This window comes from Mycobacterium numidiamassiliense (assembly GCF_900157365.1).
Classification (GTDB): Bacteria; Actinomycetota; Actinomycetes; order Mycobacteriales; family Mycobacteriaceae; genus Mycobacterium; species Mycobacterium numidiamassiliense.
Genome location: NZ_FUEZ01000004.1, coordinates 4,129,405 through 4,151,061 on the forward strand (window position 1 = coordinate 4,129,405; position 21,657 = coordinate 4,151,061).

The following is a 21,657-nucleotide window of genomic DNA, read 5'->3' on the forward strand; positions in this document are numbered from 1 at the left end:
CGGCGACTCACGGCTGTTTCGCCCACTCGGTGGCCAGCAACTGGCGGGTTTCCCGCAGCAACTGCGGGATCACCTTGGCGCCGCCGACGATGGTGATGAAGTTCGCGTCGCCGCCCCACCGAGGCACCACGTGCACGTGCAGATGCTCGGCCAGCGAGCCGCCCGCCGAGGTCCCCAGATTGAGCCCGACGTTGAAGCCGTGCGGGCGCGACACGTTCTTGATGACGCGAATCGCCTTCTGGATGAACGCCATCAGCTCCGCACTCTCGGCATCGGTGAGGTCTTCGATCTCGGACAGCCGACGGTAGGGCACCACCATCAGGTGCCCGGGGTTGTACGGGTAGAGGTTGAGCACGGCGTAGACGAGCTCACCGCGAGCGACCACCAGGCCGTCCTCGTCGGACAGTTGCGGAATATCGGTGAACGGCTCCTCGGGCTTGCCGTTGTCGCGCTTCTTCATCGGCGCTTCGGCCAGATACGTCATCCGGTACGGGGTCCACAACCGCTGCAGATGGTCGCGCTCCCCCACGCCCCTGTCGACAATGCTGTCTTCCGAGCGCTCGCCGCGTTCTTGCTCACTCACCACCGACCACCTTCACCAGTTCAGCTGTGGGAGAAGCATTCTCGCGATCGGCAATCCACTTTCCGATGGCGTGGACCGCCGCGTCCAGGGGGACGCCGTTGATCTGGCTACGGTCGCCGAAGCGGAAGCTGACCGCACCGGCCTGCACGTCGCGGTCACCGGCGAGCAGCATGAAGGGCACCCGCTGGTTGGTGTGGTGCACGATTTTCTTGGCCATCCGATCGTCGCTGGTGTCCACCTCGACCCGGACTCCATGCGACTTCAGTTGGGCAGCAACCTTTTTCAAATATTCGACGTGCTCGTCGGCGACCGGGATGCCGACCACCTGCACCGGGGCCAGCCACGCCGGAAAGGCCCCCGCGTAGTGCTCGGTGAGGATTCCGAAGAACCGCTCGATCGACCCGAACAGCGCGCGGTGGATCATCACCGGCCGCTGCCGGGTTCCGTCGGCGGCGGTGTACTCCAGCTCGAAACGCTCCGGGAAGTTGAAATCGACCTGGATGGTGGACATCTGCCAGCTGCGGCCCAACGCGTCGCGGGCCTGCACCGAGATCTTCGGGCCGTAAAACGCCGCGCCGCCCGGGTCGGGAACCAAGTCGAGTCCGGACTCCGCCGCCACTTCGGCCAACGCGTTGGTGGACTGCTCCCACATCTCGTCGGAGCCGACGAACTTGTCCGGATCTTTGGTGGACAACTCTAGATAGAAGTCCTCCAGCCCGTAGTCGGCGAGCAGGTCCAGCACGAACCGCAGCAGCGAGGCCAGTTCGTCGTGTAGCTGTTCGCGGGTGCAGAAGATATGCGCGTCGTCCATGGTGAAGCCGCGCGCCCGGGTCAGCCCGTGCACCACACCGGACTTCTCGTAGCGGTATACGGTGCCAAACTCGAAGAGCCGCAGCGGAAGTTCCCGATACGACCGTCCGCGGGACCGGAAGATCAGGGTGTGCATCGGGCAGTTCATCGGCTTGAGGTAGTAATCCTGGCCCGGCTTGCGCAGCGTCCCGTCGTCGTTGTACTCGGCGTCGAGCTGCATCGGCGGGAACATGCCGTCGGCGTACCAGTCCAGGTGGCCCGAGGTGTGGAACAGCTGCGCCTTGGTGATGTGCGGGGTGTTGACGAACTCGTATCCGGCCTCGATGTGTTTGCGCCGCGAGTACTCCTCAAGCTCCCTGCGGACGATGCCACCCTTGGGGTGGAAGACCGGTAGGCCAGAACCGATTTCGTCGGGGAAGCTGAACAGGTCCAACTCGGCGCCCAGCTTGCGGTGATCGCGGCGCTGGGCCTCCTCGACCAGTTCCAGGTGCCGGTCGAGCGCTTCCTGCGATTCCCACGCGGTGCCGTAGATGCGTTGCAGGCTGGCGTTTTTCTGATCGCCCCGCCAGTAGGCGGCGGAGCTTCTGGTCAGCTTGAAGGCCGGAATGTGCTTGGTGGTCGGAATGTGCGGGCCGCGACACAAGTCGCCCCAAACCCGTTCTCGGCTGCGGGGATTGAGGTTGTCGTAGGCGGTGAGCTCGTCGCCGCCGACCTCCATGACGTCGGGATCACCGGACTTGTCGTCGACCAGTTCGAGTTTGTAGGGCTCACCCGCCAGCTCCTGACGCGCCTGGTCTTTGGACTCGTAGACCCGCCGGTCGAATAGCTGTCCGTCCTTGACGATCTGACGCATCCGCTTCTCCAGCGCCGTCAGGTCCTCGGGTGTAAACGGTTCGGGCACATCGAAGTCGTAGTAGAAGCCGTCGGTGATGGGCGGTCCGATGCCCAATTTGGCTTGTGGGAACAGGTCTTGGACGGCCTGCGCCAGCACGTGCGCGGTCGAATGCCGCAGCACGCTGCGACCCTCGTCGGTGTTGGCCGCGACCGGGATGACCTCGGCGTCGGCGTCGGGCACCCAGCTCAGGTCGCGCAGCTTGCCCTCGGCGTCGCGCACCACCACGATCGCGTCGGGCGTGCCCCGCCTGGGCAGTCCCGCCTCCCCGACCGCGGCGGCCGCGGTAGTCCCGGCAGGAACCCGGATCGGGGCTGCGGCCAAGGGTGTGAGTTCTGAATTGATCTGGGACTAATCGAAGCCATGCTATCGGGGCCGATCCCTTTGGCCGCTCCTACCGCGACACATAAACGGCGCGCACGACGCGCCGGCGCAGCCGTGCGTGGTTTATGCCTCGGCGCACGGTGGTGCTCCTGGGTACTCGGCGAGCCTCACGGCTGGCCGGGCTTGAGCCGCACAAACAGCGCGTCCGCTTCGGTCAGCAGCGTGTCACCGTCGGTCAACCGTCCGGACACGAAAATCTTGCGCCCGTCCAGCCGGTCGATGCCACCGTCGAACTGCAGCTCTTTGTCGATCGGCACGATATTGCGGTAGTCGATCTTGAGATACGCGGTGCGCTGCCGCCGGCTGCCCGTCAGCACCGACGCCGTCAACCCCAGCACGGTGTCGAACAGCATGCCCAGGGATCCGCCGTGTACGGCGTTGTTGCGGCCCAGGTGGAATCGGGCGAAGCGGGCGATGCCCTCGATCCGGCCGTCCTCCGTTTTGCGATAGGACAACGGGATCGTCAGGACGTTGCCGCGCATGGGCAGGTCCATCCGGCGCCCCGAGGGCGACTCCCACTCGTCGGCGTCGAACGGGCTCAGCAGCGCGGAGAGTTTCTTCAGCGTGTCCGCTGCCTCGGTGATGACCTCGTCGGGGGCATCGACGGCGCGCGCGTGATCCTGCAGCTTGCGCACCGCGTCGATGAATCGGCCGTAGTCAGGCCCGCCCTTGGTCGTCGGTGTGGGTGGGTTGAACCCACCACCGGGATGCCTGGCCTGTTCAGGTGTCACCAGGACACCGTATTGCGCGGCTGCTTACTGCGCGCCCGCAGCCGCCAGGGTCTCGAACTCGTCGTCGGTGAGCTTGATCTCGGCGGCGGCCACGTTCTCCTCCAGGTGCGCGACCTTGGACGTGCCGGGGATCGGCAACATCACCGGCGAGCGCTTCAGCAGCCAGGCCAGCGCCAGCTGCGACGGCGTGGCGTGATGGTCGGCCGCGATGCGTTGCAGCGGGCCGTCCGGCGCGGCCAGCGGTCCGGCCGCCAGCGGGAACCACGGAATGAATCCCACGCCCTGTTTGGTCGCCTCGTCCAGCAGCGGTTCGGAGCCGCGAGCGGACAGGTTGTACATGTTCTGCACCGACACGATCTGGGTGATTTTCTGGGCCTCGTTGAGTTGGTCGACGTTGACCTCGGACAGGCCGATGTGCCGGATCTTGCCCTCGTTCTTCAGCGTGAGCAGTTCGCCCACCTGATCGGCCAGCGGGAAGTTCGGGTCGACGCGATGCAGCTGGAACAGGTCGATGGTCTCGACGGCCAGGCGGCGCAGACTCATCTCGAGCTCCTGACGCAGGTAGCTCGGATTACCCAGCGGAATCCAGATGTCGGGCCCGGTCCGCAGCAGGCCTGCCTTGGTCGCGATCACCAGCCCGTCGTAGGGATACAGCGCCTCGCGGATGATGTCCTCAGAGAGGTACGGACCGTAGGAATCGGCGGTGTCGATGAAGTTCACGCCCAGCTCGGCGGCGCGGCGCAGTACCCGGACACATTCGTCGCGGTCGGCGGGTGGGCCCCACACGCCCTTACCGGTCAGGCGCATGGCGCCGAAGCCGAGTCGGTTGACGGTCAAATCGCCGCCGAGGGTGAATGTTCCGGATGCTTGGGCAACAGATTGCGCGGTCACGACTACGACCGTACGCCGCCCTCGCGAGCTCGCATCTCGGCGTGGCAAGCTGAGCCGGTGGACTTGGCAGCGCTCGAGGGACTACCGCTGACGTACTCGGAGGTCGGTGCGACCGCGGCCGGTGATCGGCCCGCTGGATACGACTATCAACACGTCCAGCGCCAGATCGGCACGGGCCACCAGCGTTTCGAGCGAGCCGCCGACGCCGTCCTGCACTGGGGCATGCAACGGGGGTCCGGTCTGCGGGTGCAGGCCAGCTCCGAGGTCGCCGTGGTCGACGCAATTGTGGTGGTGCGACTGGGTTTTCTGCCCGCGCCGTGCCGGGTGGTGTACGTCGTCGACGAACCCGACATCCGCGGGTTTGGCTACGGGACGTTGCCGGGTCATCCGGAGTGCGGTGAGGAACGCTTCATCGTGCGCCGCGACCCGGCGACGTCCGCGGTCTTCGCGGAGGTGTCGGCGTTCTCCCGGCCCGCGACCTGGTGGAGCAAGGCCGGCGGGCCGGTGGTGAAGGCGGGCCAGCGGATCATCGCCCGCCGCTATCTACGGGCGGTCTGACGTCCCGAGGCGGTCGGCTAATGCGAGTGCGACGGGATGCTCTTCAACACCGTCAGCACGACCACTGAATCCTCAACTGCCGCAAGGGCATGCCGCTCCGGTGGAATCGCGACGTAGTCGCCCGCCTTGCCGTCCCACGAATCCCCGCCGGTCGTCAACCGCACGTGACCGCGCAGCACCTGCAGCGTCGCCTCACCGGGGTTGGCGTGTTCGGACAGGTCGTGGCCGGCGAGCAGGGCCAGCACGGTCTGGCGCAGTTCGTGGGTGTGGCCGCCATGGATGGTGTGCGCGGCCCGCCCGCTGTGGGACTTTCGCGCCTCGGCGAGCTTTTCGTCGGCCAGGCCGGTCAGTGAGATCGAGTCCATTGGTGAGTCTCCTTGGTGTGAGGGTCGGGCCGTTCGGAGTCTCAGACGGTCAATAGCAGTATCCCCGCCACGATCAACGCGATGACCTTGACCGCCTCCAACCCGATGTAGGCGTAGTGCGCGCGCGAGCGGGGCGCGTCCAGCCCGGCGAGCACCTGGTCGGAACGACGGGTCAGCCGGGGACGGACCGCGATCAACTGGACGGCCAGCATGGCCAGCGCGACGGCAAACGCCGCGGTAACCCGCGGCGACGTGGATCCCGCGACCACGATCGCCAGGATGACGAGGGCGAAGCCGACCTCGACGGTGTTGAGCGCGCGAAAGACCAATCGCCCGATGCCCAGGCCGATCTGCAGCGTCACATGCGGCGCGCGGAACTTCAGCGGCGCCTCCAGGAACGAAATGGCCAATACCATGCCGAGCCAGACGAAGGTGACCGCAACGGCGACGGCGGGTCCGGTGCTCATTTCTCGATCCTCCTGCGGCTCTAAGAGCGGAACCCTACGGTTCGCCACAAATGTTGTTCTGCAACGAGATACCCGCAAGCGAGTTCTGTCGATGCGCCGCACCTTAACCCAGCATCGCGACCGGCTGGCCGCCGTCGCCATCGTCGCCCACAAACCCGGCCGGCCCTAGACGTCGCCGAGTTGGGCCCGATCCGCAATACTGGCGTGACGAAACAATGGCCGGTGATGGCGTAACTTTACTGCGGCAGTCCGTGGCGGAACAAAGGAGCATGACGGCTTATGCGGGATGGCAGAGGCGTTGTTCATCGATTCTGACGTAGATGCTTTCGCGAGGGACTTCCTGGATTCGCCGTACGCCGGTGAAATTTATGCCGACTGGTCACTCGACCGCCGCCTGCACGCCTTCCTGCGGAGGCAAGGCGCTGATAACGGCGATCTGTGCAACGCCCTCCTGGACCGCATCATGGACTACCGCGGCATGACCACCGGCGCCGGCTCGCCAACCGCCCACTAAGCGAGGCGCTCAACAAATTCCGGCAGACCGTCGACTGCGACAACGAATTCGTCGATAATTCTCGACAAACCGTCGAACTTAATCGACATTATCGTTGAACTTAATCAACAATTTGCCTGACATATGTCGACGTACCCATACAGTATGTGGCGTGTCCGACCCCCCGACGCGCAACGGGTACATGCAGGCCTCCCGCAGCCGCCGCTCGTCGCATCATTCGGGCGACGACCGGGAGAAGGCGATCCTGGCAACCGCTGAGCGGCTGCTCGAAGAGCACCCGCTCGCCGACTTCTCCGTCGACGACCTGGCCAAGGGCGCAGGCATTTCGCGCCCCACCTTCTACTTCTACTTCCAGTCCAAGAATGCGGTCCTGTTGTCCCTGCTCGACCAGATGAACGGCAAGGCCCTTACAGCCCTGAAAGCGCTGCGCGGCAAGCTGTCCGGCGATGCCCAGGTACTCTGGCGCGCTCGGATCGAGGCATTCTTCGAGGTGTCGGGATCGCACCGGGCGGTCGCCGTGGCCGGCGCCGCGGCGAAAGCCACCAACCCCGAAGTCCGGCAGCTGTGGTCGACACTGATGCAGCGCTGGATCTCGTTTACCACGTTGGCTATCAATACCGAGCGCGAGCGTGGCGCTGCCCCTAATACCGTTCCGGCCGAGGATCTTTCGATCGCACTGAACATGCTGAGCGAGCGGGTGATGGCGGCGACGTTCACCTCTGAAGAGCCGGCGATCCCCGAGGAGCGCGTCATCGACACGCTCGTGCACATCTGGCTGGCGAGTATCTACGAGGACGGCGGGGTCGCCACTGACCACCAGGGCCGGCTGCGGCAGTCCCGGGTGCCCGCTCCCGGCTAATCCGGCGGCCGCGTTACCTGGCCGCGCAGCGACGTAGCTAACGTCTGCGACATGACAGAACAGCCGCCCGACGACGGTGATGCTCCGGAACTTCTCCGCCACGCGACTGCCGCACGCAAGAAGCCGCCGCCGGTGACCACGTGGTTGCACGGCAAGCGCGCGCTGATCGTGGGTGGTGGATCGGGAATCGGGCGCGCGGTCGTCGAGGCCTTTCTGCGTGAAGACGCGAGAGTAACGGTGCTGGAACACGATCCGCAGAAATGCGCCATGCTGCGCTGGCAGCTCCCCGACGTTCGGATGGTCGAGGGCGATGCCATCACCAGCGAGGCCAATCAGCGTGCGGTCAACGTGGCGGTCGACTCCTTCGGTGGGCTTGACATCCTGGTCAACTGCGTGGGGGTGTTCGACTTCTACCAGGGGGTGGCCGATCTCGACGCCAACGGCCTCTCCGTCGCGTTCGACGAGATGTTCCGCACCAATGTGCTCAGCCATCTGCATTCGGTCAAAGCGGCGGCCCCGGCCCTGCGTGAGGGTGTCGGACCGTCGATCGTGCTGACGGAGTCGGCGTCGTCGTACTACCCCGGGCGCGGCGGCGTGCTGTACGTGTCGTCGAAGTTCGCCGTGCGCGGCCTGGTGGCGGCGCTGGCGCATGAGCTGGCCCCGCAGATTCGGGTCAACGGGGTGGCGCCCGGCGGCACGGTCAACACCGACCTGCGGGGGCTGACCAGCCTTGGGCAGGGCGAGGCTCGCCTCGACGACGCCCCCAACCGGGAACGTGACGTGGTGGCGCGCACACCGCTGAACGTCGCGCTTACCGGTGAAGACCACGCGTGGGCTTTCGTGTTCTTGGCCTCCGACCGGTCCCGCGGTCTCACCGGTGAGACCATCCATCCCGACGGTGGATTCGGTGTTGGAAACCCGAAAGTAGAGCGACCGTGGGGGCCGGCGCCCAGCTAGGGGCCACGATTGCCACACCGATCCCCTGCGCGGGTGGGCCTCCGATTTGCCCGCCGCGGCCCGCCTCCGGTCTCGATTACAGCCGCGGAAAGTCACAGCTTCATATCCATTGACGACACTCGGCGGATACGCAAAGGAATTGCGGAACGGCAAGTTTAGCCTTCGGGTAGCCCAATACCGTTCTGGGCCGCCTTAATTGGCGCCGCGCACTGAGGAGCGCACCTGTGACCGAACTGGACCGGCGACGGTTCCTGGTCGCGGTCGCCGCCACCATGGCGGTCTCCGGGGTCTGCTGGTCCTCCGGATCCAAACACACGCTTGCGCATGCCGATGTTCTTGGATCTGCGCCCGGCCCGATCAATCCGGCGCTGCCGAAGTTGTTGCCGCCGCCGGGCCCCGATTCGCGTGTCGCGCTGCCGGGCGGCGGCGTACTCAAGCAGCTTCCGGGTACCGGCGATCTCCTGGCATGGACGGTCGATGACGGCGTCGACAGTGAGGTGGTGCGGCTTTACACGCAATTCGCCAAGGACACCGGCGTGCGGCTCACCTACTTCGTCACAGGCGCCTATCGCTCCTGGACGGAGAATTCCGCCCTGCTTCGACCGCTGGTCGAATCCGGGCAGATTCAGCTGGCCAACCACACGTGGACGCATCCGGATCTGACCAGACTGTCGCAACACCAAATCGCCGAAGAACTCACAAGTACCGACGCGCTGCTGCGGAACACCTACGGCGTGAATGCCGCTCCGTATTTCCGGCCGCCGTACGGCCACCACAATGCCACGGTCGATGCGGTCGCCGCCGATCTCGGCTACCACATTCCCACGCTGTGGCGCGGCGACCTACGAGACTCCGCGGTGCGGTCCGAAAGCCAGATCATCGAGATGGCCTCTCAGTCCTTCACCCCGCAGAACATCGTGATCGGCCACCTCAACCATGCTCCCGTCACGCACGTGTACGGCCAGTTGGTAGACATCATCCGGTCACGCCGGCTACGCACCGTCACGCTCAACGATGTTTTTCTGCGACCCGAGACCAGCCGCCGGACATGATCAAATTCCTTGTACAGCTTGCTCTTTCGCCCACCGATAATCTGCCTTACCGGATGGCGAGCGTTGCAGCCGGTCGCGGAAGACGACGTCCTTGGGCAGCTTGTAGCGCGCCAGATGACGCGCGGCCTCGGCGATGATGCTGTCAGCATCCGCCTGTTCGCCTTCTGCCAGCTGAACAACCGCGACGACTTCATTTCCCCACCGCGTGCTGGGCCGGCCCGTCACCACCACGTCGTAGACAGCGGGATGCTGGGCGATCGCGGCCTCGACCTCTTCGGCGAAGATCTTCTCGCCGCCGGAATTGATGGTGACCGAATCGCGCCCGAGCAGTTCGATTTGGCCGTCGGCGTCCCAGCGGGCCCGGTCGCCCGGCACCGAGTGCCGAATCCCCTCGATGACCGGAAACGTTCGCGCTGTTTTCTCCGGATCGCCCAGATACCCGAGCGGTATCAGGCCCTGTTGGGCCAGCCAACCGATTTCCTTGTCACCCGGCGACAGAATCCGGGTCATGTCCTCGCTGACCACCACCGCGCCCGGGTTCGGCGCGAACCGGCCGGATGCGCTCTGCTGGCGACTGGAGACCTGACCCATCTGTGAGCCCGACTCCGACGAACCGCCGGCGTCCAGGATCGTCAGCTGTGGCAGCAGCTCGATGAACCGCTGTTTGAGCGGAGCGCTCAGCGCCGCTCCCCCGGTGATCAGCACCAGCAGCCCGGACAGGTCGTAGTCGCCGGACTCGAGTTCGTCGACCAGCGGCCGACCGAAGGCGTCACCGACCATCGAGACTGACACCACTCGCTCACGGCTGGCCACCGACCAAGCTTCGGCCGGATCGAAGTGGGTGGTCGTCGGCGCCATGACGAACGGCCGTCCGCCGCACAGTTTGATGAAGGCCGCCCACTGTGCCGCGCCGTGCATCAGCGGCGCAAAGGTCATCGAACCGGGCCCCTCGGGCCGTGACTTCTCGACGATCTCGTCCAGGCTGGTCACCGTCTCGCCGGTGCCGTAGGTCCGCCCGCCCATCGCGTTCAGGTAGATGTCGTTCTGGCGCCACAGCACCGCCTTGGGCATCCCGGTGGTGCCACCGGTGTACAGCACGTACAGGTCGTCCGGCGAGGGCGTGACGTCGAGCGGCTCATCGGACACCGACGCCAGCAGTTCCTCGTACTCCACCGCACCGGGCAACGGGTCGTTTCCGGAGCCGTCGTCGACGTGGATCAGCCGCACCCCGGTCAGCTGCCCCTTGTCGAGCGCCTCGGCCAGCGTGGGGGCGAAGCGCGCGTGATACATCACGGCATCCGCGCGGGCATTGCCCAGCAGATACACCAGTTCTTCGGCGACGTAGCGGTAGTTGACGTTGAACGGGGCGACGCGCGCCTGGTACGCGCCGAGCATGGCCTCGAGGTACTCGTTGCAATTGGCCATATACAACCCGAGGTGGCTTTGGCCCGATTCATGTGGCGCCAACGCCGCGCGTTCCCGATGCGCACCGAAACCCCACGAATTCAGCGCGCGGGCGAACCGGCGCGTACGTTCAGCAGTTTGCGCGTAGGTGAACCTTCGGTGTCCAAACACGATGCAATCGCGTTGTGGATTGGCAGCCGCCACGGCCGAGAACACTTGGGCGAGATTGAATTCCACTGCACTCCTCAGACCAACCAGCCGGTGAGACTCGGCAATAGGCACGCTACAGATATCACGCATACCGAATCCGATCGGGATTAGTCTCGGGGTCGTGTACGGAGCTATTCCGGCCGGATATAGCCGATACGTCGCCATCGGCGACAGCCAGACTGAAGGCCTATGGGACGGTGACGAGTCCACCGGTCTGTTGGGGTTTGCCGATCGGCTCGCCGTCATGCTCGATTCGCTCTATCCCGGATTGCAATACGCGAACCTCGCGATCCGCGGCAAGCGGCTGGGCGATGTGCTCAGGGAGCAGATCCCGGAGGCGCTGGCGATGGAGCCGGACCTGATCACCGTGTGTGCCGGGATGAACGACGTCATCCAGCCCGGGCGATCATTCCCCCGTGCCCTTGCCGAGCTCGACCACTTGTACGCCACGCTCGCCGATTCGGGGGCGACGGTGGTGACGACGACCTTCCCCAACGTCGCGCAGTTCCTTCCTTTCGGCTGGATCGTGTCCAAGCGGCTGGCCCGCATCAACTGGGCGATCCGGGTGGCCGCGGACCGCTACGGGTTCCCACTCGTCGACCTGTACAACGCGGCCTCGATGCGCGATTGGGACACCTGGAGCTACGACCGCGTCCACGCCTCCCCGAAAGGCCACGTGCTGTTTGCCGCCGCGGCGGCGGAAGCCCTCAATCTGCCTGGTAGCAACCATGATTGGGCGCAACCACACCTCGAACCAACCCAGTTGTCGGGCGGGCCCGGCGCCTACGGAAAGCTGCGCTGGACGCAGGACAACTTCTTCCCCTGGGTGTGGCGCCGGATGCGGGGCCTGTCCGCGGCCGACGGCCGATTCCCCAAGCGTCCGCAATTGGAACCCGTCGACGGGCACCTGACACCACACGACGCCGCGCCAGCCGAGGACATTGCGGCACGGGGCCAGCATCCTTGAGGCATTCTTGACCCATGGATGTCGAGGCTTTGCTGCATTCGATCCCGCCGCTCGCGGTGTACCTGGTGGTCGGCGCCGTGGTCGGCGTCGAAAGCCTGGGCGTCCCGCTGCCCGGCGAGATCATGTTGGTCAGCGCTGCGCTGATGTCTTCCCATCACGACCTTGCCGTCAATCCGGTCGGCGTTGCGGTTGCCGCCATCATCGGCGCGGTGATCGGCGATTCGATCGGCTACTCGATCGGGCGCCGTTTCGGCATGCCGCTTTTCGACAAGCTGGGCCAGCGTTTTCCCAAGCACTTCGGGCCTGGGCATGTGATGCTGGCCGAAAAGCTGTTCAACCGCTGGGGAATTCGCGCGGTATTCTTCGGACGCTTCATTGCGCTGCTGCGGATATTCGCCGGGCCACTGGCCGGCGCATTGAAGATGCACTACCAGCGCTTCCTGGCCGCGAATGTCTCAGGCGCCATTTGCTGGGCGGGCGGCACCACCGCACTGGTCTATTTCGCCGGAATGGCCGCCGAGAAGTGGCTGGAGCGATTCTCCTGGGTCGCACTCCTCATCGCGGTGGCGGTCGGTGGCATTGCGGCAATTCTGTTGCGCGAACGCACATCTCGCATGATCGCCGAACTCGAAGCCGAGCACGCCCGCAAAACCGGCGAGGCCGCGACCGACCCGGTGTAGCTAGACGGCGACCTCTCCAACATCGGCCACCGCCGGGGGCCGGTGCTCCTGGATGAGACTGCGGGCCATCTTCTGGGCGCGCAGCGCGGCGTCCCGATCACCCACCGCCGCCAGGATGATGGCGCCCTTCATCAGGATGTGCCAGGACGAGGCGAAGTCCTCGACGTCGGTGAGCCCCGCGGCAGCGGCGCGACTGCGCACGATGTCCCGGACGTGATCGATATGGGCGACGCACGCCCGTCCGGCGGGATGGTCGGCGCCGAACTCGAGCAACACGTTGATGAACGAGCAGCCTTCAAAGCCGTCGCGGAGCTGGAACCACTCGTGCATGACGTCAAAGATCGCCAGCAGCTGTTCCTCCGGAGTGGCGCCGCGCTGCGCTGACTGTGCCTCGATCAACCCGTGGGTCCACAGTTCTTCGCGGCGCTGCAGAACGGCCAGCACCAGGTCGTCCTTCGCCGCGAAGTGCCGGTACAGCGTCGCCCTGGCCACCCCGGCGCGCTCGATCACCTCGTCAGTGCCAACCGCACGGATCCCACGCCTGCTGAACAGCTCATATGCCGCATTCAGAATGCGTTCACGCGCGGACGCGGGTGCGACATCCGGGGTTGTCATTGTGAACCTCACCGTACTCTTAGGGCGCGCAAGGTAGACAGACCGCCCTGTCTCGTTATACAAAAGAGATTCGCACTTCGCGAATTGTCTGTCTTCAGACCACAGGACGGGCCATCCATCACGGCGTTTCGGACGCCGGATTAGGAGTCCCACATGAGTTTGGCCATTTCTGAATCTTTTTCCCGGGTGCCCGGCCCGCCGCTGATGCTCAGCACGCGGTTGGTCTACGAGATGGGTGACCCGAACAGCACGCTGCGGGCAACCACCGATCGCCGCGGCGCGGCTGTCGTCATCAGTGCCGGCGGCGAAATCGATGCTTGCAACGAGCACACCTGGCGCCACCTGGTCGGCGAGGCGGCCCGTGTCGTCACCGCCCCGGGACCCCTGGTCGTCGATGTGACCGGAATCGATTTCATGGGCGGCTGCGCGTTCGCGGTCTTGGCCGAGGAGGCGGCGCGCTGCGGCCGTCGCGGCGTCGACGTACGCCTGGTCAGTCACCAGCCGATCGTTGCCCGGATCGTCGATGCATGCGGGCTCAGCGGCGTGCTGCACATCTATCCCACCGTGGATTCCGCGCTTGCGCGTTAGTCATCCCGAAAAGCGTTGAGCCAGGATTGATTTCCCCGGGCCTGACAATTGGTTGAGTGCATCCGGCCGGGCCGCCATCACCATCAGCAACGCTTCTGCCGGACCGGTGACCTCGAGTCCGCGTCCGTGTGTCCAGTCCATGTCGGTGGCGATCAACCGCACCCGCCGGGTGCGCAATGCACCGTTCACGGCGGGGACGGTCAGGGCGTAATCCAGGACTGTCCGCAGCCGCTGTGCCGGGATATCACGCGGGATGCCCAGTGGTCGCCGGATGTCCTGCTGATGGATCATGCCGTCAACCAAGGCGATCATGCCGCCGAAGCCGGCGGTCCAACCGCGGGGCGGGATGCAGCCGCGCATCAGCTCGCAGAGTTGGACAGGCGTTCGACGAGCGTACTCATCGACGCCGATTGCGTTGGCGCGGTGCGGGTTAAGACCGGCTCGCGCCATGCGCCGCACCACCGCCCAGGGGTTGAGCTCGTCGTAGCTGATCACGTGCGCGACGACGTCGCGCACCCGCCAGCGATCGCAGAGGCTGGCATGGTCCCACTGTTCGGGTGTCAGCCGGCTCAACAGATCGACGAAATCTTGGCGTTCTTCACACGCCATCTCCATGGTGGTCGCCGCAGTTCTCCCTTCGGATCGCTCGACCGCGGATACGTCTACCCATTCGACTCCGATTCCCCCGGCCAGACAAGCCAGAGGCGTTGCGCGAAAACGCTTATGCTCCATAGTGCACAGCCAAGTGCCCGACGTCCGGAGGTTGGATGAACGATCCGCCCACCTTCGGCGCCGAGGAGGAATTCCTCCTTGTCGACCCGCAGACCGGCGAACCGGCGCCGCGCAACGCCGCGGTAGCTGAGGAGGCCGAAAGCCGTGGCGTCACACTGCAATTGGAACTCAGCAGTTGTCAGGTGGAGACGACGTCCAGCGTGGCGCAGACCAGCGCCGAACTCGGCGAGGAGCTTGCCCGGTTGCGCCGCGGCGCGGCCCAGGCTGCCGAGGCCAGCGGCCTTAGGCTGTTGGCGCTCGGGCTTCCGCCGGTGACCCCGCACGAGTTTCCCATCACCGACACCGAGCGGTATCGGCGAATCGGGGCGCAGTTCGGGATGGTTGCGCACGAGCAGGGCATCTGCGGGTGTCATGTGCATGTGGAAGTGCCCGATCGGGCGGCCGCCATCCACGCGAGCAATTGGCTGCGGCCGTGGCTGCCGTCGCTGCTGGCGTTGTCGGCTAATTCGGCGATTTATCGCAACGCCGACACCGGCTACGCGAGCTGGCGCAGTGTGCTGTGGCGGCGCTGGCCGGCCGCCGGTGCGCCACCGTATTTCACCTCGGCCGAGGAGTACGACCGGACGGTGCGGATGCTCATCGACACCGAGGTGATTCTGGATCACAAGATGATCTATTGGGATGTGCGCCCATCGGCGGACTTCCCGACCGTCGAGGTCCGGGTGGCCGACGTCCCGGCGACCGTCGCCGAAACGGTGCTTCTGGCCACCCTGATCCGGGCCGCGGTGATGACGGCGTTGCGGGCACGCGACCGCGGCGAGGAGCCCCGGCGGCTGCCGGCCGCAGCGCTTCGTGCGGCATACTGGAAGGCCGCCCACGATGGATTATCCGGGCGCACAGTCGATTTGGTCCACGGCCGCGGTGCTGTGCCCGCGCGCGAACAGTTGAGCACGCTGGTGCAACAGGTGCGTCCGGCGCTGGACGCGCTCGGCGAATACGACCGCGTTGTCGACGAACTCGACCGCATCGCCGCTCACGGCAACGGCGCGATGCGGCAGCGCAAGGCGTGGCGACGACGCGGCGGGGTGCGAGACGTCCTTGAGGAATTCGCGGCCGCCACGCTGAGCTGAGCTGAGCTGAGCTGAGGCGGCGACCTACACGTGCATGAGCCGATACAGCCCGATCAGCCCGACCACCACGATCGTGGCACGCAACGCGTTCGGCGAGAGCCGGCGCCCGTAACGCGCCCCGACCCATCCCCCGACCAACGAGCTCACCGCGATGATGCCGGCGACCGGCCAGCTGATCCGGCCGAAAGCCAAGAGCGTATAGCCAAGCGCTGCAACAACATTCACGACCAGGGCCAGCAGGTTCTTCGCGGCATTCATGCGCTGCACCGACTCGGGCAGCAACGCGCCCATGACACCGACCAGCAAGATGCCCTGCGCGGCGGTGAAGTAACCGCCGTAGACCCCGACCGCGAAGGTCCCCAACACCAGCAGAACCCTGCGCAGCGGCGTGACGTGTTCGGCGGAGCGCCCCGCCTTCTCGGCTTGCCGGCGAGCCCATGACTGAATCCACGGGCCGATCACCACCAGCACCAGGGCCAGCACCAGCAGCGTGGGCACGACCTGGGCGAACACCGTTTCCGGCAGGTGCAGCAGCAGGTAGGCGCCCAGCACCGCGCCGGTCAACGACGCCGGGATCTGCCAGCGCAATCGATCCCACTGGCCTTCCAACTCGGCGCGGTACCCCCACGTCGCCGAGACGCCACCGGCCACCAATCCGACCGCGTTCGACATGGTGGAGGTCACCGGCGGATAGCCGAGCGCGACCAGGGTGGGGAACGTGATTAGGGTTCCAGAGCCAACGAGTGCATTGATGACACCGGCGCCCAAACCGGCCAGGGCGATCAAAAGCACGTGGGAAAACGACACTGCCGACAACACTAGTCTGCGCGCCGGAACCGAAGCACGCCGGGTGATTTCGGGCGCGACGCCGTTCAGTCAGGAAAGCCGAAGAGTTCGACGACGCCGTGATCGCGACCGGCGGTGTAGCCGCCGTCGACGGCGATCGCCTGACCGCTGACAAACGACGCGTCGGGCGACAGCAGGAAGGCGGCCATGGCCGCAACCTCGGCCGGCTGGCCGAGCCGTTGCAGGGCATGCTCTTTGGTGATGGAGGCCAGCGGGCCCTCCATCCCCGGCAGGCCAAAGACGCTCTGCGCCATGGGTGTGTCGATGAAGCCGGGGCAGATGACGTTCGCGCGGATGCCACTCGGCCCGTAATCGAGCGCAATGTTCTTGGTGAGCAGCACGACCCCACCCTTGGCGGCGTTGTACGAGCTGCCACCCGCGGTGCCTTCCAGGCCCTCGATGCTCGCGACCGTGACGATCGAGCCCCGCTCGCCGTCGACCCTGTCCTGCTCGATCATCCTGGCCAGCGCGGCCTTGGCCACCAGGAACGTGCCAGTCAGGTTGGTCCCGACCACGCGTTCCCATTCGGTGCGGTCCAGTAGGTGAACCGGCCCGCCACCCGCGACGCCGGCCGCGTGGAAGACACCGTCTAAGCGGTCGGGCACGGCGGCCATCACCGCGGCGATGGCGGCTTCGTCGGTGATGTCGGCCGTGACGAAGTGGAAGTCGGGACCGAGGTCGGGCGGCGAGCTCAGGTCGGCGCCGACGACCGTGCCGCCTTCGGCCAGCAGGCGCTGCGCGGTGGCCAGGCCGATGCCCGACGCGGCGCCGGTCACGACGAAGGTGCGCGAGCGAGCGCGTTCGGCGTCCACCATTGTCTGACTCCTTTGTCGGTTTGCCGCAGTCATGTTGACACACGGAGGAAATATCACTCCACGGCAATCCAATTAATGGACAGGGCCAGCGCTGCCAGGTGAAATTGGTAACCGACGGGCGACTCCCTCACCGCCCCTTCCCGCAGAGGAGATAGCCGATGTTGTTTTCGACCTCGATACCAGAAGACCGTCCCCATCGTCGACGGATCGGGCTCGGGTTCCGCGCGGTCGCCGTCGCGGCCACCGCGACCGCGGTGACCGGAGTAATCGCGTTGATCGGCAGCATCAGCCAACCGGCGGTGATGCTGACGGCGGTCGAGGTCGCGCCGGGCGTCTCAGTCACCCCAGCGCCGGCCTGGACAGTCGGAACCCAGGGCCCCGGCTGGGTGGTGCTGCATAACGGCTTCTCCACCGCAGCCATGGAGATCAGGGCAAAACCCGCTAGCGGTACAGACCCCGTCGCCGTGCTGCAGGGCGACATCAACAATCTGGGCGTTACGGTGACAGGTCTTACCAATGTCAAAAACGTGACCGCGCCCGCCACGAAACCGCTGCAAAGCGCCAAGTTCCAACAGGAAGCCTCCATCGACTACGGCGCTGATGGGTCATCGCAGTCGGGCACAATTCCCGTCATCGGATCATTTATCGAGCTGCTGAATACCTCGACCCACCAATCAGCGTTCATTATCTTTGAGCAAAACGGCGACGCGACCACGCAGGTCGACAACTCGGGCGGATTGATGATCGACTCGATGCTGTAACGGTGCCCCGCCGTGGCGTGAGGTGCTGCGACCGCGTATCAACGACAGAGGTAACCACGCCACGCAGAGCAGCGGAGGAGCCATGCCACCAGCCGACGCCATCGTCGAAACGACCGAGACACTCGCCGGGATGGTCGAGCACCACGTGCAGCACCGACCCAACGAGGTGGCGATTCGCTTCGGTGAGCGGCAGTGGTCCTGGGCGCAGTGGGCCGACCGGATCCAGCGTGCCGCCGGTGTACTGCGAGCCGCGGGTGTGCAGCGTGGCCAGTGCGTGGCATTCCTGGACAAGAACCACCCGGCCTGCCTGGAAACGTTGATCGCCGCCGTATCGATCGGCGCGGTGGCCACCATTGTCAACTGGCGGGTCATCAAGGACGAACTCGTCCACGTGCTCAACGACTGCGGCGCACGCGTGCTTTTCGTCGGTGCGGAACTGAAACCGTCCGTCGACGCGATCCGCGCGCAAGTGCCTGGCGTGGAACGGATTATCGTGGTGGGCGGCGACGACGACGAGTACGAGCCCCTGGTCCACGCGGCGGCGCCCGTCGAGCCGGACCCGGAGGTCGCCGACACTGACACCGCCCTGGTGATCTACAGCTCGGGCACCACCGGGCGCCCGAAGGGTGTCGTGCTGAGCCAGCGCGCGCTCGTCAATCATGTTGCGAACCAGGCACCGTCGTTCCCATTCCAGGAGGGCGACGCGAATTTGGTGGCCATGCCGCTGTTTCACGTCGGTGGGGTCGCGTATGCGTTCTTCGGTATCAGGGCCGGCGTGCCAACGTTCCTGACCCGTGAGCCCGAGGCCGCGACGCTCATCGGCGCCGTGAAAGCCGGTGCGACGCATGCCTTTTTCGTGCCACCGGTAATCGCCCGGTTCCTCGACGCGGGTCCGCCGGCCGTCGACGCGCTGTCCGGCTTGCGCTACCTGGTCTACGGCGCGGCTCCCATGCCGGTGCCGTTGCTGCAGCGAGCGCTGGACGCCTGGCCTGAGATGAATTTCGTCCAGGTGTACGGCCAGACGGAGCTGGCTGGCGGCATCGTACAGCTAGAGCCGGCCGCACACCGCGACTCGGATCGGCCGCATTTGCTGTTGTCGGCCGGAAAGGCGGCCCCGGGCAACGAAATTCGGATCGTAGATCCCGAATCGGGAGACAAACTGCCCCCCGGCGAAGCCGGCGAGATCTGGGTGCGCAGCAATCAACGGATGAGCGGCTACCTGAACCGGCCGGAGGCCACCGCCGACACGATCACCGCCGACGATTGGGTGCGCACCGGTGACATCGGGCGCCTCGACGCCGACGGCTACCTCTACATCGAGGATCGGCTGAAGGACATGATCATCACCGGCGGCGAGAACGTGTACGGGCCCGAGGTGGAAAGCGTGCTGCTCGACCACCCCGCGGTCGCCGACGCCGCGATCATCGGGATTCCCGACGACCACTGGGGCGAGTCCGTCAAGGCGATCGTCGCGGCCACCGGCGACGTCGAGGCCGGCGAGATCATCGAGTTCTGCCGTCAGCACCTGGCCGGCTACAAATGCCCGCGCACCGTCGACTTCGTCGAATCGCTGCCTCGCAACGCGAGTGGAAAGATCCTCAAAAACCAACTCCGCGAACCATATTGGAAAGACCGCGCACGCCAAGTGTGACCCTGGCGATCCGCGATCAAGCACGACGAAAGGTCGACAGTTGAGTGGCGCGTTCGAATCCATCAATTCCGGCGTCGCCGCCCACATCGGCAGGTACGCGGACGCCGTGCGGATCCCGCCGGGCGGCGAGCTCATCTACACCTCGGGCACGCCGGGTCTGCGCCCGGACGGAACGGTGCCCGAGGACTTCACCGAAGAGGCCACGCTGGCGTGGCGCAATGTCGAGAACGCGCTGTCCCGCGCGGGTGCCGGCCTGACCGACGTCGTCAGGGTCCGCCAATGGCTGACCGATGCGGCCGATATTCCCGCGTATGCCGCGGTCCGGTCGTCGGTGATCAAGCACGAACCCGTGTTCACGCTCGCGGTGGTCCCGGCGTTGGTCTGGCCCAACATCCGCGTCGAGGTGGAAGTTACCGCGATCCGCCGGCCCGCCATGTTGTAACCTGCGCGTGCGCTGCAAAGAATCTCTACCGGAACAGTCAGGGGCGACGAGATGGGTGAGGTAGTAGACGCGCAGCGACGCGACTGCGCGATCAGTGTGCTTGGCGGCCCGACGACGGTCATCGACATTGCGGGCCGGCGTATCGTCCTGGATCCGACGTTCGACCCGCCCGGCCCGCATGACTACCTGGACAAGCTCACCGGGCCCGCGGTGAACGCCGATGCGCTAGGGCAGGTCGATGTGGTGCTGGTCAGCCACGACCAACATCCCGACAATCTGGACAACGCCGGCCGCCGGCTCGCAGAGACCGCGCCCTTGATCGTCACCAACCCCGGCGCCGCGGGCCGGTTCGGTCCCCCGGCGGTGGGGCTGCAACCGTGGCAGTCCTACTACTTGCCGGGTGGGCCCGGACGCATTGCGGCACAAGCCGTTCCGGCGGTGCACGGCCCGGCCGACGGGATGCGCGACATGGAGGGCCACGTCAACTGCGAGGTCACGGGATTCGTGTTGTACGGGCCCAAGCTGCCTACGATTTATCTCAGCGGTGACAACGCCTCGATGAGTGCCGTCGGCGAGATCGCCGACCGGATCGGGGAGATCGACATCGCGGTCCTCTTCGCCGGGGCGGCGACCGTGCCGGCCAAGGAGCGGGGACGGCCGCTCACGCTGACCTCGGCGCGCGCGGCGGCGGCCGCCGAAGTCCTGGGCGTCAAGGTGGTGATTCCGGCCCATGTCGACGGCTGGGCCCACTTCAGCGAGGGACCTGCCGACGTCGCCGCGGCCTTCGACCAGGCAGGCATCAAACGGGTGCTACGCACCGCGCCCCACGGCGAATGGATCGACCTGACCTTTGACTAAGCGGGCAATTCACAGGCGCCCCTCGGTCCGCAATTCCGGATGCACCCAGTTGGGCGAGCGTCGCTCTTTGAATGCACGCACGCCTTCGCGGGCCTCCGCGTCCATCAGGCTGCTGGTCATCCCGATGCGGTCGTACAGGCCGAGATAGTTGTCGATGCTGGACTTGATGACGTTGCGGGCGCGTGGCGCCGTCCGGCAGCTTTGCGCCAGCAGATCCCGGGCCACCTCGAGCAGATCGTCGTGCGGCACGACGCGCGTCACCAGCCCCCAGTCGAGGGCTTCCTGCGCGGACAGCACCCGTCCGGTGAACATCAGATCGCGGGTGCGCACCGGACCGATCAGGCGCGCGAGCATGTGGCTGTAGTACGTGTCGGCATAGCCGCGGAACAACTCGGGCACCCGGAAGGTGGCGCGCTCGCTGACCACTGACAGGTCGCTGCAGAGGGCGATCTGCATGCCGCCGCCTTGGCAAAGGCCGTTGACCGCCGCGACGATGGGCTTGCCCGAGGTCCGCAGCGCGTCGAACGGCGTGATGTCCATGCCCAGCGCCGCGCCGAAGGTGATCCAGTCGTCGGCACCTCCCCCGCCGGTCATGTCGCCGCCCGGGGCGAAGACATCGCCGGTTCCGGTGATCAGCAGCCCGGCCAGGTCTGGGTCCTGGTTGACATGCCCTACGGCATAACGGATTCCGAAGTACATCGCGGGAGTCATGGCGTTACGCGCTTCGGGGCGGTCGATCGTGCACACCGCGATCGGCCCCTGACGCTGGAAGGACAGATAGGGAGTCCCCAGCCAATCCCCCTCGGGCGGACGGGGGCCGGCGTGCGATGCCTGCGGGGTCTGCGTCACGGGATTCCTCTCACGTCGGCGCACTACTGAAACTCTTACAGTATGC

Annotated in this window: 25 protein-coding genes and 1 pseudogene; 14 read left to right on the forward strand and 12 right to left on the reverse strand. The window is 66.0% G+C overall.

From position 1 onward, the window contains the following. Nucleotides 1-7 precede the first annotated feature (7 nt). The 4 genes from MNAB215_RS27590 to MNAB215_RS27605 all read right to left on the reverse strand — a co-directional run bounded on the left by MNAB215_RS27590 (nt 8) and on the right by MNAB215_RS27605 (nt 4,291). Nucleotides 8-583, reverse strand: coding sequence for an ATP adenylyltransferase (locus MNAB215_RS27590; protein ID WP_077081597.1), 576 nt, complete (start codon nt 581-583; stop codon nt 8-10). Next, nucleotides 576-2,630: a threonine--tRNA ligase gene (gene thrS / locus MNAB215_RS27595; RefSeq protein ID WP_077081598.1), complete on the reverse strand. Its 2,055-nt coding sequence runs from the start codon at nt 2,628-2,630 to the stop codon at nt 576-578. The genes MNAB215_RS27590 and thrS overlap by 8 nt, the downstream gene beginning before the upstream one ends. A gap of 146 nt (nt 2,631-2,776) precedes the next feature. Continuing rightward, complete coding sequence (locus MNAB215_RS27600) at nt 2,777-3,400, reverse strand: PaaI family thioesterase (RefSeq protein WP_077081599.1); 624 nt, start codon at nt 3,398-3,400, stop codon at nt 2,777-2,779. A gap of 24 nt (nt 3,401-3,424) precedes the next feature. Next, nucleotides 3,425-4,291, reverse strand: a complete 867-nt coding sequence (locus tag MNAB215_RS27605; RefSeq protein WP_077081600.1) for an aldo/keto reductase — start codon at nt 4,289-4,291, stop codon at nt 3,425-3,427. Nucleotides 4,292-4,348: 57 nt separating this feature from the next. On the opposite strand from MNAB215_RS27605, the gene MNAB215_RS27610 reads away from it, so the two are divergent. Then, nucleotides 4,349-4,849, forward strand: a complete 501-nt coding sequence (locus MNAB215_RS27610; protein ID WP_077081601.1) for a DUF1990 domain-containing protein — start codon at nt 4,349-4,351, stop codon at nt 4,847-4,849. Between the two features lie 17 nt (nt 4,850-4,866). Here MNAB215_RS27610 and MNAB215_RS27615 read toward each other — a convergent pair whose 3' ends face one another. Both MNAB215_RS27615 and MNAB215_RS27620 read right to left on the reverse strand, forming a co-directional pair. Continuing rightward, the gene (locus MNAB215_RS27615) at nt 4,867-5,214 is read right to left on the reverse strand and encodes a cupin domain-containing protein (protein ID WP_077081602.1); all 348 of its coding nucleotides are present in this window, start codon (nt 5,212-5,214) and stop codon (nt 4,867-4,869) included. Between the two features lie 41 nt (nt 5,215-5,255). After that, nucleotides 5,256-5,681, reverse strand: coding sequence for a hypothetical protein (locus MNAB215_RS27620; protein WP_077081603.1), 426 nt, complete (start codon nt 5,679-5,681; stop codon nt 5,256-5,258). A 28-nt stretch (nt 5,682-5,709) separates the two neighbouring features. On the opposite strand from MNAB215_RS27620, the pseudogene MNAB215_RS30430 reads away from it, so the two are divergent. The 5 genes and pseudogenes from MNAB215_RS30430 to MNAB215_RS27645 form a co-directional block, all read left to right on the forward strand. Further along, nucleotides 5,710-5,850: pseudogene (locus MNAB215_RS30430) on the forward strand (SAM-dependent methyltransferase); the annotation flags it as partial. A 117-nt stretch (nt 5,851-5,967) separates the two neighbouring features. Then, nucleotides 5,968-6,195, forward strand: coding sequence for a hypothetical protein (locus MNAB215_RS27630; RefSeq protein ID WP_077081604.1), 228 nt, complete (start codon nt 5,968-5,970; stop codon nt 6,193-6,195). Between the two features lie 181 nt (nt 6,196-6,376). Beyond that, nucleotides 6,377-7,054, forward strand: coding sequence for a TetR/AcrR family transcriptional regulator (locus MNAB215_RS27635; protein ID WP_174604681.1), 678 nt, complete (start codon nt 6,377-6,379; stop codon nt 7,052-7,054). A 132-nt stretch (nt 7,055-7,186) separates the two neighbouring features. Beyond that, nucleotides 7,187-8,011, forward strand: a complete 825-nt coding sequence (hcaB, locus tag MNAB215_RS27640; protein ID WP_077082391.1) for a 3-(cis-5,6-dihydroxycyclohexa-1,3-dien-1-yl)propanoate dehydrogenase — start codon at nt 7,187-7,189, stop codon at nt 8,009-8,011. 233 nt (nt 8,012-8,244) lie between these two features. Beyond that, nucleotides 8,245-9,063, forward strand: coding sequence for a polysaccharide deacetylase family protein (locus tag MNAB215_RS27645; protein WP_077082392.1), 819 nt, complete (start codon nt 8,245-8,247; stop codon nt 9,061-9,063). On the opposite strand, the gene MNAB215_RS27650 is transcribed toward MNAB215_RS27645, so the two are convergent. Continuing rightward, nucleotides 9,064-10,704: an acyl-CoA synthetase gene (locus tag MNAB215_RS27650; protein WP_077081605.1), complete on the reverse strand. Its 1,641-nt coding sequence runs from the start codon at nt 10,702-10,704 to the stop codon at nt 9,064-9,066. A gap of 94 nt (nt 10,705-10,798) precedes the next feature. On the opposite strand from MNAB215_RS27650, the gene MNAB215_RS27655 reads away from it, so the two are divergent. Beyond that, nucleotides 10,799-11,644, forward strand: coding sequence for an SGNH/GDSL hydrolase family protein (locus MNAB215_RS27655; RefSeq protein WP_083746274.1), 846 nt, complete (start codon nt 10,799-10,801; stop codon nt 11,642-11,644). 14 nt (nt 11,645-11,658) lie between these two features. After that, entirely contained in the window at nt 11,659-12,324 is a 666-nt protein-coding gene (locus tag MNAB215_RS27660) for a DedA family protein (RefSeq protein ID WP_077081606.1), read from the forward strand. Here the strand turns inward: MNAB215_RS27660 and MNAB215_RS27665 are convergent, their stop codons facing one another. After that, nucleotides 12,325-12,939 carry a TetR/AcrR family transcriptional regulator gene (locus MNAB215_RS27665; protein ID WP_077081607.1) on the reverse strand — a complete coding sequence of 205 codons (615 nt, stop codon included), beginning with the start codon at nt 12,937-12,939 and terminating at the stop codon, nt 12,325-12,327. It abuts the gene before it with no gap. A 153-nt stretch (nt 12,940-13,092) separates the two neighbouring features. Here MNAB215_RS27665 and MNAB215_RS27670 point away from each other — a divergent pair, with 153 nt between their 5' ends. Continuing rightward, nucleotides 13,093-13,527, forward strand: coding sequence for an anti-sigma factor antagonist (locus MNAB215_RS27670; protein WP_077081608.1), 435 nt, complete (start codon nt 13,093-13,095; stop codon nt 13,525-13,527). On the opposite strand, the gene MNAB215_RS27675 is transcribed toward MNAB215_RS27670, so the two are convergent. Further along, the gene (locus MNAB215_RS27675; RefSeq protein WP_077081609.1) at nt 13,528-14,142 is read right to left on the reverse strand and encodes a maleylpyruvate isomerase family mycothiol-dependent enzyme; all 615 of its coding nucleotides are present in this window, start codon (nt 14,140-14,142) and stop codon (nt 13,528-13,530) included. 152 nt (nt 14,143-14,294) lie between these two features. On the opposite strand from MNAB215_RS27675, the gene MNAB215_RS27680 reads away from it, so the two are divergent. After that, complete coding sequence (locus MNAB215_RS27680) at nt 14,295-15,389, forward strand: glutamate--cysteine ligase 2 (RefSeq protein WP_077081610.1); 1,095 nt, start codon at nt 14,295-14,297, stop codon at nt 15,387-15,389. A gap of 24 nt (nt 15,390-15,413) precedes the next feature. Here the strand turns inward: MNAB215_RS27680 and MNAB215_RS27685 are convergent, their stop codons facing one another. Both MNAB215_RS27685 and MNAB215_RS27690 read right to left on the reverse strand, forming a co-directional pair. Beyond that, nucleotides 15,414-16,181, reverse strand: coding sequence for a sulfite exporter TauE/SafE family protein (locus MNAB215_RS27685; protein ID WP_425436559.1), 768 nt, complete (start codon nt 16,179-16,181; stop codon nt 15,414-15,416). A gap of 80 nt (nt 16,182-16,261) precedes the next feature. Then, entirely contained in the window at nt 16,262-17,050 is a 789-nt protein-coding gene (locus tag MNAB215_RS27690) for an SDR family NAD(P)-dependent oxidoreductase (RefSeq protein ID WP_077081611.1), read from the reverse strand. Between the two features lie 272 nt (nt 17,051-17,322). On the opposite strand from MNAB215_RS27690, the gene MNAB215_RS27695 reads away from it, so the two are divergent. From MNAB215_RS27695 to MNAB215_RS27710, 4 genes are all read left to right on the forward strand, one after another. Then, the gene (locus MNAB215_RS27695; RefSeq protein WP_245830414.1) at nt 17,323-17,811 is read left to right on the forward strand and encodes a hypothetical protein; all 489 of its coding nucleotides are present in this window, start codon (nt 17,323-17,325) and stop codon (nt 17,809-17,811) included. Nucleotides 17,812-17,893: 82 nt separating this feature from the next. Next, on the forward strand, nt 17,894-19,462 hold the full coding sequence (locus tag MNAB215_RS27700; protein WP_077082396.1) for a long-chain-fatty-acid--CoA ligase: 1,569 nt from the start codon (nt 17,894-17,896) through the stop codon (nt 19,460-19,462). Nucleotides 19,463-19,502: 40 nt separating this feature from the next. Further along, on the forward strand, nt 19,503-19,904 hold the full coding sequence (locus MNAB215_RS27705) for a RidA family protein (RefSeq protein WP_077081612.1): 402 nt from the start codon (nt 19,503-19,505) through the stop codon (nt 19,902-19,904). 51 nt (nt 19,905-19,955) lie between these two features. Beyond that, nucleotides 19,956-20,762 (forward strand): MBL fold metallo-hydrolase, encoded by an 807-nt coding sequence (locus tag MNAB215_RS27710; protein ID WP_077081613.1) that lies wholly within the window; start codon nt 19,956-19,958, stop codon nt 20,760-20,762. A 9-nt stretch (nt 20,763-20,771) separates the two neighbouring features. Here the strand turns inward: MNAB215_RS27710 and MNAB215_RS27715 are convergent, their stop codons facing one another. Continuing rightward, nucleotides 20,772-21,611, reverse strand: a complete 840-nt coding sequence (locus tag MNAB215_RS27715; protein WP_077081614.1) for an enoyl-CoA hydratase/isomerase family protein — start codon at nt 21,609-21,611, stop codon at nt 20,772-20,774. Between the last annotated feature and the right edge of the window lie 46 nt (nt 21,612-21,657).